This window comes from Candidatus Binatia bacterium, assembly GCA_023150935.1.
Classification (GTDB): Bacteria; Desulfobacterota; Binatia; order HRBIN30; family HRBIN30; genus JAKLJW01.
Window position 1 is genome coordinate 18984 of sequence record JAKLJW010000055.1, and the last position, 8675, is coordinate 27658.

4 protein-coding genes are annotated in these 8675 nt (G+C 67.9%); 2 read left to right on the forward strand and 2 right to left on the reverse strand.

Annotated elements, in window-relative coordinates; genetic code table 11:
- The first annotated feature begins 29 nt into the window (after window positions 1–29).
- Window positions 30–4628, forward strand: a complete 4599-nt coding sequence (locus L6Q96_21135) for a hypothetical protein (GenBank protein ID MCK6557056.1) — start codon at window positions 30–32, stop codon at window positions 4626–4628.
- A gap of 107 nt (window positions 4629–4735) precedes the next feature.
- Here L6Q96_21135 and L6Q96_21140 read toward each other — a convergent pair whose 3' ends face one another.
- Window positions 4736–6100, reverse strand: a complete 1365-nt coding sequence (locus L6Q96_21140) for a cytochrome-c peroxidase (GenBank protein ID MCK6557057.1) — start codon at window positions 6098–6100, stop codon at window positions 4736–4738.
- A 199-nt stretch (window positions 6101–6299) separates the two neighbouring features.
- Here L6Q96_21140 and L6Q96_21145 point away from each other — a divergent pair, with 199 nt between their 5' ends.
- Entirely contained in the window at window positions 6300–7727 is a 1428-nt protein-coding gene (locus L6Q96_21145) for an aldehyde dehydrogenase family protein (protein MCK6557058.1), read from the forward strand.
- Window positions 7728–8258: 531 nt separating this feature from the next.
- On the opposite strand, the gene L6Q96_21150 is transcribed toward L6Q96_21145, so the two are convergent.
- The coding region (locus L6Q96_21150; protein ID MCK6557059.1) for a hypothetical protein at window positions 8259–8675 on the reverse strand (417 nt) is incomplete at its 5' end.

Consider the following 8675-nt stretch of genomic DNA (forward strand, 5'->3'; position numbering starts at 1 on the left):
CGGGTGGCGCAGTCAGGTGGGACCTCGTCATGTGGCGATCCGCCGGACATCACCCGTCGCGCGGCAGCGGCGGCAGGGGCTCGGAACCGGGTCGGGTGCTGGCAGCAGGATGTGTTCTGGCGGCACTTGCGTGGTTCGGACCTGCCACGAGCCGAATCGCCGCCGCGGCCGAACCAGTAATCTCGTGGGAATTCGATCAGATCGAACCCGCTGCGGCCTTCGCCGAGGGGGCCGGCGTCTATCTGGTGGTCTGGGAAGACCACCATGATGGGGCCGGCGCCGAGCGGGACATCAACGGCCGTCGCGTCGCTACGGGCGGCGAGCCCCTGGGCGCCGCGTTCGGTGTGGCCGCGCTGGGAACCAACCCCCGCTTTGCACCGGCCGTCGCCTATAACCGCGACCGCGACGAATTCCTGGTGGTGTACGAGTACGAATACTCGCCCACCGATCACGATATCCGCGGCCAGCTCGTGGCGGCCAATGGCACGCTCACCGGGACCGAGTTCGTGATCGCCCAGTTGAACAACTTCGAGAGCAATCCGGTGGCGATCTACAATGCCGCCAACGAGGAGTACCTGGTCGCATGGGAACATCGCACCGGCAGCGATGAGTTCGTCCATCGCGACATTCGCGCCCAACGTCTGACCGGCCTCGGCGCCGCGGTGGGCGGGCAAATCGTCGTCGACGACAGCACTACAGATCAACTGGCGCCGGCGGTTGCCCACGACCGGTACAACAACGCATTCCTCGTGGTCTATCAGAACAAGCGCCCCCGCACTGGCGATTTCGACGTCTCGGGGCAACGCATCGGCGCCACCGGCTCTCTCCTCGGCAGCGCCATCGGGATTTCGACCTGGGAATACGATCAGCTCAAACCGCGCGTGGCGTTCGGTGCCGGTGGCGGCGAATTCCTCGTCGTGTGGGAGGACCATCGCTGGGGTAACGATTGGGCCGTTTACGGCCAGCGGGTCGCCGGCGACGGAACCCTCTCCGGCGGCAACTTCGCGATCTCGTCGGGCGGCGATAGACATCGCGAGAACCCCGACGCGATCTATCGCCCCGGGGCGGGCGAGTTTCTGGTGGCCTGGGAATTCGAGTACACACCGGCCGACCACGACGTCTACCGGCGCCGGGTGGCGACCGACGGAACGCTGCCCGAGGGCGAGGTCGTCGTCTCCAACCATGGCAGTCACGAGCGGCGACCGGCGCTCGCGTCCGGACCGGACTCCGGTTTCCTCGCCGTTTGGGAAGACGGTCGTAACGGCGCCACGCTGGGCATCGACGTATACGCCGCCGCGATCGGGCCGCCGGCCACGGCGACCCCTTCGTCGACTGTCACCGCCACCCAGACCGTCACGCCGACGCGTACCCCGACGCAGACCGCCACCCGCACGGCCACCACGACCGCCACTATGACCGCGACCACGACGGGCACCCGCACGGCGACCACGACAGCAACCGTGACGGCCACCACGACGGCGACACGAACGGCGACGACCACAGCGACCCGAACCGCGACCGCAACGGCCACCTCCGCGCCGACGTTAACGGCAACCGCCACGCCAACGGCGACGCCGACGCACACGCGCACGCCGACCCACACGGTGACACCTACACTCACGGCCACGCCGTCGCACACGTCATCGGCAACCGCCACCGCCAGCGTTGCGCCAACCGCAACGCCGACCACCACGGCCAGCCTCACCGCGACGGCTTCGCCGACGCGTACGGCGTCGGCGACCGCCACGGGCACCGACACGCCGACCCGGACCCGGACGGCAACACCGACCGTAACCTCCACGCCGACCGGTACACCGTCGGCCAGTCGTACCCCCACCGCCACGGCGAGCCCCACTCCGACCCCTGTGCCGGCCCACACCGCCACGCCCACGCCGGGGCCCAGCGGCACACCCACCGGTACGCACGAACCGACACCGCTCCCGACCCCGGGGGCAAGGGGCGTTGGCTTCGGTGGCTACGTGTACCTCGGAAACCCATTGCGCCATCGGCCGCTGGTTGACGTTCGGGTCGAACTCCACGGCGCCGACAACGCCGAACGGCCGGGCGTGCTGGTGGCGCAGGCCCTCACGGGGGTCGACGGCGGGTTTTTCCTGACACCGCTGCTCAACGAGGAAGGAGAATACCCGTACTACAGCCTCGTCCTAACCCAGCCGCAGGATGAAGTAACCGCCGTCGAGCCGGGTAGAGGCGGCGAAGAGCGGGCGCTCACGTGGGTCGGCTTTCCGCCGCCGCACCTTCAGGCGTCGCTGGACACCGTGTGGTACGTCCGCTACCCGCCGCTCCGCGTCGATGTCGATCCGAACGAACCGATACCGGCGATCAAGGGAAATCCCACCTTCGAAATCATTCAGCCCATCGACTTCAAGGTGGACGGCGTCGAGCTCACGCAGGCCATTCAGTGCTTCGACTCCAGCGAAGGCGATCCGAACTGCCCGGACAACTCCCTGCCACTGGTCGCCGGCAAACTTACCGCCGCCCGGGTCTATATCTCGCGGGTGGGAGCGCCCTCGCCCGAACCCCAATACCCGGCCGTACGGGTCGACCTGTTCGTTGCCGGGGCCGTTCCGGGCAGCCCGGTTCCGGTCGTCAACACCGCCTCGCAACTCTACAAAGTGCCCCTGAAATGGGACCGCTGGAAGACCGCCACCACGGCGAACTTCCTGATCGCCGCGCCGCTACCCGGAACCCTGTATGCCTGGGCTCAGGTCAACGCCGATAACCGGTGGCCCGATCCGGACCCGACCAACAACACCGCCGCCGCGGCCGTCGTGGCGGTCACCACGACGCGACCGGCGAAGATCAAGTGGTTGCGCGTGAACTACGATCCCGACCCGAGCACCAGATTCCCGAGCTTTCCGTTCACGGGGCCGAACCTGGCCGACGAGTCGTGGGTCGTACAGCGGTCGCTCGACGTGGCGCGAGTCGTCTTCCCGACGGCAATAATCGACTATCAGAAGTTTGTCCCCGGCATCCTGGACTACTTTATCGAGGTTCCCGCCGATTCCACCTTCAAGACCTTCAAGAAGATCAAGCCGGATATCCGCGACGACTTCGTCGTGAACGGGAAGACGCACTGGGCGATGTCGTCGTTTCTCAACAACCGATTGGTCGTGGAGGTCCCCGCCCAGCGCGATTACGACACGTTGCTGGCGTGGTTCCCGCCCGGCTCGACAGCCGGCGGCGATGTCCCCGACGGCGTTGCCGAAGGCGCCCCGCCGATCGTGTCGATCGGCTCCGGCCGCGCTTGCCTCGGAGCGGCGCCCATGGCGAAGATCGGCGCCCACGAGGTCGCCCACAACTTCGGTCTCGGCCACTTCCCGTGCTTCCTGAACCCCGACCTCTGGCATCCCTGGCCGGCACCCTACGACGACTGCAGTCCCGTCGAGACGCCGTTCGACCCCTTCCTCATGCAGGTCGAGAACAGCATGACCTTCATGACCTACGGGGGCGACTCGATCTCGCCGGTGGAATGGAAGTTCCTGCTTGGCAAGCTCCAGAAACCGGTCGGCGCGGGCGCGCAGCTTGCCGAGTCCGAGGTCCCCGCGATGCTGGTGCGTGGCTGGCTGGACGACGACGGCAGCGGCGGATTCTATCCGCTCTTCACTGTGACGGCCGCGCCCGGGGTGCCGAACGGCGCACCGGCGGCAGCCGCCGAAGTCCGTCTCCTCGATTCGTCCGGACAGACGCTTGCCGGCTACCCGTTCGACTTGCGGTTCGACGTGCCCGACGAGCCGCCGAGCGACGTCGCACCGTTCCAGTGGTGGTTGCCGCGGCCCACCGGACTCGACCGCGTCCAGCTTCTCCGCTCCGGCGTTGTTGTGCACGAACGCCGTGCGAGCGCGCATGCACCGCAGGGAGCGTGGGTGTCGCCGGCAGCGGGCGCGAGCCTCGAAGGAACGGCCGCCCTGACCTGGCAGGCCTCGGACGCCGACGGCGATCCGCTCTTCTTCACGGTGTCGTTCAGCCACGATGGCGGGGAGACGTGGACGCCGCTGGCGGTGGACCGGACGGATCCTGAGTACGAACTCGACGCGGGCGAGCTTCCCGGTGGCGAGCAGTGTCTGGTGCGCGTGCTCGCCAGCGATGGTTTCGACACCCACGAAATCCTGGGCGGACCATTCCGCATCGGCCGCAAGCCCCCCGAGGTGGCGATTTCGTCGCCGCGCGACGACGAAGAAGTAAACGAGGCGGAGACGCGGGTCTTTACCGCCTGGGCAGTCGACCCGGAGGACGGTTCGCTTTCAGGAGACGCTTTGCAGTGGTCGTCGGATCGCGACGGACCTCTGGGCAGCGGCGCCACACTGATCGTGCCCGGTCTGGCGCTTTCGCCCGGCGAGCAGGTCATAACGCTGACCGCGACCGATTCGGACGGTATGGAAACCCGGGCCACGGTACGCGTTGGGGTGACCCGCACCGTGAGTTGCGTCGGCGACTGCGCGCAGGACGGTGCGGTGACCATCGACGATCTGGTCACCATGGTGATTGTCGCGCTGGGCGGGGCCCCGGTCTTCGATTGCGAGGCAGGCGACGCGGACGGCGACGGCCAGATTACCGTTAACGAGCTGATCGCCGCGGTCAACGCCTCGCTCGCCGGCTGCGAGCCGTGAGGCGGGAGCGGCATCTGGCTGCCGCTCCCGCTCGATCGAAAGGCCGCGCGCCCCGCAGAAACCGATCGTCCGGCACCGGCGCCCGCGCGCCTGCGGGCGTCCGCGCCTCAATCATAGACCGGCAAGCCGCTAGGCACCGAGTCAGGAATGTCGCGGCTCTGGTCGCCGGCTGCCGGATCGGTCAGCGCTTCGAGAAAACTCATCAGATCGTCGACCTGCTGCTCCGAGAGAAGACGCGGAGTGGCAATGTCGGGGTCCAGACCCGCCAGAATCGCCTCGATGGTGGCGTCGTCGCCCTGGAAGGTGGGTTGCAGCTCCTCGGAGAGTTGCGCAACGTCGTATTGGCGCAGCGAGCGGGCGGGATCGAGAACGTGTTCCACGGCCCCACGCAGCGTGGTGAACGCGCCGTCGTGCATCCACGGTCCGGTCATGGCCACGTTGCGCAGCGGCGGGGTGCGGAACGCGTAACGGTCCGCCGGGTTGTGGCTTACCAGTTCCCGGCCATAATCCTCGGGCGCCGAGGTCCCCTTTCCCGGCCCGATCTGCGGTACGCCGATGTTGTGGGCCTTCTGGTCGGTCAAGAGGTTGCCGCTATGGCACGTGGCGCATCCCGCGTCGCCGAAGAACAGGATGGCGCCGCGCTTGGCGCTGTCCGACAAAGCCGAACGATCGCCCGCAACATAGCGGTCCCACGGGCTCTCCGTGAAGGTCCAGGCGTCGATCTCGAACGCCGCAATGGCGTTGGCCGCGTGCTGGAATCCCAACTCGCCGTTGGCGACATCGGGGAAGGCGGCGTTGAACATCGCGACGTATTCCGGAATCGCGAGAATCCGTTGCATGAGCGCGTCCCAAATCGCGCCGAGGTCGTTGCCGTCGATCGCGGCGAGTTCGTTCGGCTGACCGAAGACGTCGTGGTCGCCGGGCGCACCGCGCATTTCTTCCGGAGAGGTAACCGGAAACATCGCCTGCGCGGCAAGCACGTTTTCGAGGCCGCCGGGGAGCCGGTCCCCCGCTGGGGTGGAGAAGCCCGAGTCGGCACTGCCGGCAACGCGCATATCCCAGAACATCGTCCGCCATTCGGGTGCACCCCGGTTGAACGCCTCCGGCGCGTTACGCGGTATGAAACCCTGCTCGGTCAAGGGAACGCGCGCCGGCCCGAGGCCGCGGGCGCCGGTTCCCAGCGGCAGCGAGAGGGCGTCGCCAGTATGCAGCAGAGGATGGTGACAGGTGGCGCAGGAGATGTCGCGGTTGCCACTCAGGAGCTTGTCGAACATCAGTGCCCGGCCCAGGTCGACTTTCGCCGTCGGTGGCGTCGGGCCGGAATCCAGCGTACTGATACCGGCGGCCTCGATCGACCTTTGCAGTTGTCGGTCGAGGGTCGGCGGTGCCGAATCGTCGCCGTCGCCGCAGCCCGCAACTGCTGCCAGCGCCAGCAGCAGAGCCCATGAGGTCTTCACTCTTACGGCTTTCAAGGTTGCCCTCCTTTGCAAGCCGTAGGTCTGTATCAGAACGTGCCGGACGACGGAATCGAATTCGTACTTGCGTGATTGGGCCGGTACCGGCGCAAACGCGGGGAACGAAGGGGTGGCCGCCCGGTGCCTTCCTCTGGCCCCCGCCGCCCGGCCTTCGTATCATCGCCCGCGGTGCGGCCGCACCGCGCCAGGAGGAGACATGCACGAACTACTGATCGGCGGCCAGCGCCTTTCCGGACACGGCCGCGCCGAAGTTATCGAACCGGCCCGCGGCGAAGTGTTTGCCGAGGTGGCGGCCGCGAACGTCGACGACCTCGAAGCCGCCGTGGCCGCGGCCCGCGGTGCGCTGCCGGACTGGTCCGCCATCACTCCGGTAGGGCGCGCCGAGATCCTGTTTCGCTTTGCGGACCTTGTCCGTGCCAATGCGGAAGAGCTTGCCGTTCTCGAAGCGCGCAACGCCGGCAAGCCGATCGGCGACGCGCGCTGGGAGGCGGGTCACGTCGCCGACACGCTGCGTTACTACGCGGCTGCCGCCGACAAGTTCTTCGGACACACCGTCGTACCCGGGAAGGGCGGCCTGGCCATGACCCTCCACGAGCCACTGGGTGTGGTTGGCCTGATCGTGCCGTGGAATTTCCCGATGGTAATCGCGGCGTGGAAGCTGGCGCCGGCGCTCGCCTGCGGCAACACGGTGGTACTCAAGCCGGCGAGCTTGACGCCGCTGAGTGCGTTGCGGCTCGGCGAGCTGGCGTTGGCGGCGGGGCTACCGCCCGGCGTGCTCAATGTCGTGCCCGGTTCGGGGGCGGCGATCGGGGCGGCGCTTGCCGCGCACCCCGACGTCGCCAAGATCGGCTTCACCGGCGAGACGGCGACGGGCAGGGCGATCATGACGGCGGCGGCGGGAACCATCAAGCGGGTCGGGCTCGAGCTGGGCGGCAAGTCGCCGAACATCGTGTTCGCCGACGTCGACCTCGAAACGGTGGCGCGCGAGGCGGTGGCGTCGGTGTTTGCGAATGCCGGTCAGGACTGCTGTGCGCGTTCGCGTATCGTCGTCGAGCGCCGCGTCGCCGACCGCTTTATCGAGGCCCTGGTGGCGGCGGCGCGGTCGATCGCCGTCGGCGATCCGCTGGCGGAGAGCACGCAGATGGGGCCGGTGATCTCCCCGGGGCAGCGGCAGCGAACCGAGGACTATATCGCCGCCGGCAAGGCGGAGGGTGCGCGCTTGCTCTGCGGCGGCGAGCGGCTTGCCCCTGCCGGATGCGAACGCGGCTACTTTCTGAGCCCGGCGATTTTCGCGGGGGCGCGGCCGCGCATGCGAATCGTCGACGAGGAGATCTTCGGGCCGGTGGCGAGCGTCCTGACCTTCGATACGGAGGAAGAGGCGATCGCGCTCGCCAACGACACCGTCTACGGGCTGTCGGGTTCGCTCTGGACGGCCGATCTCAAGCGCGGGTTGCGGGTCGCTCGCGCCGTGCGTACGGGTGTGCTGTCGGTGAACTCGTCGAGCAGCGTACACCTGCAACTGCCCTTCGGCGGCTACAAGCAATCCGGCCTCGGCCGCGAACTCGGCATGGCGGCAATGGATCATTACAGCGAGGTGAAGAGCGTGTACTTCGAGACGGCGTGATGCGGCGATTCCGCGGAGGCTCCACGGACAGAGTCTCGGACCTTCGATCCTGCTGGGCTTCCACGCTCTTGAGGTCGGCTGGGAATTCTCCCCGACTCTCCGTTGGGATGGGGTTTCCCGGGCCCGATTACACAGGAATTACACGCGGCCGGGCCCCTGGGCGCGTTGACCCCGCCTTCCCGGCAACGATAGAAGCGGGCTGTGCATGGGGCCGCCGGTGGCAAAGAAACCCGCCGCCGGGAAGCGTGATGACGGACCGACGGAGGGACCGGGAGGGACCAAGACCGGGAGGGACCAAGACACCCACCCATCTAGGGACCAAGCGAGGACCAAGAGGACCAAACAAGGAGGACCAAGAGGACCAAGACACCCATCTCGGCATAATGCCGACGACTCGATCAGGTCGGAAACTCGCACGGCGGCCACATCGAGGAGAACGAGCTTCTGGCTCGAGTGCGGGTCGGCTCGTAGAGCGGTCGGACGCGCGGAGATGAAAGCGGAGCCGACAGTTGGGACGGTGGAGGCGGTCTCTCAGGCGCAGTTGCGGAACACGCGGGCAGCCCAGCGAGTGCCTTTGGCCTGGTCGCGGTCGGTGCGGGCGCAGTGGATCTCGATGCGGTGCACGCAGCCGATCATCGAGAAGAAGCGTCGCCGGTAATCGCGGATCGTCTCGAGCCAACGCTCGCTGCGGATCCCCAGCCGCTCGAGGGTCCGCACGGCGCTGTCGGGGAGAGCCGCTTCCGGTCTACCGGAACGCACCGCGGCGCCAGTGGCCTCGAGCAGGTCGACGTAGGAGTCGAAGTTCACCGGCAGGGGCTCTTCGCTCGGCGTTGCCCCGGCCTCGGCAAACTCGACCAACTCCGGCCGGACAGTCGTCCGCACGCGGGCGCCGTCGGCCGCTGCCGTCTGCTCCGCGGCACGCTCGCGAGCGAGATCGAGAAGTCGCTG

Bases quoted from the DNA above. Each gene is read 5' to 3' on its own strand.
- L6Q96_21135 (MCK6557056.1), top strand. From the start codon at position 30: ATGTGGCGATCCGCCGGACATCACCCGTCGCGCGGCAGCGGCGGCAGG.
- L6Q96_21145 (MCK6557058.1), top strand. From the start codon at position 6,300: ATGCACGAACTACTGATCGGCGGCCAGCGCCTTTCCGGACACGGCCGC.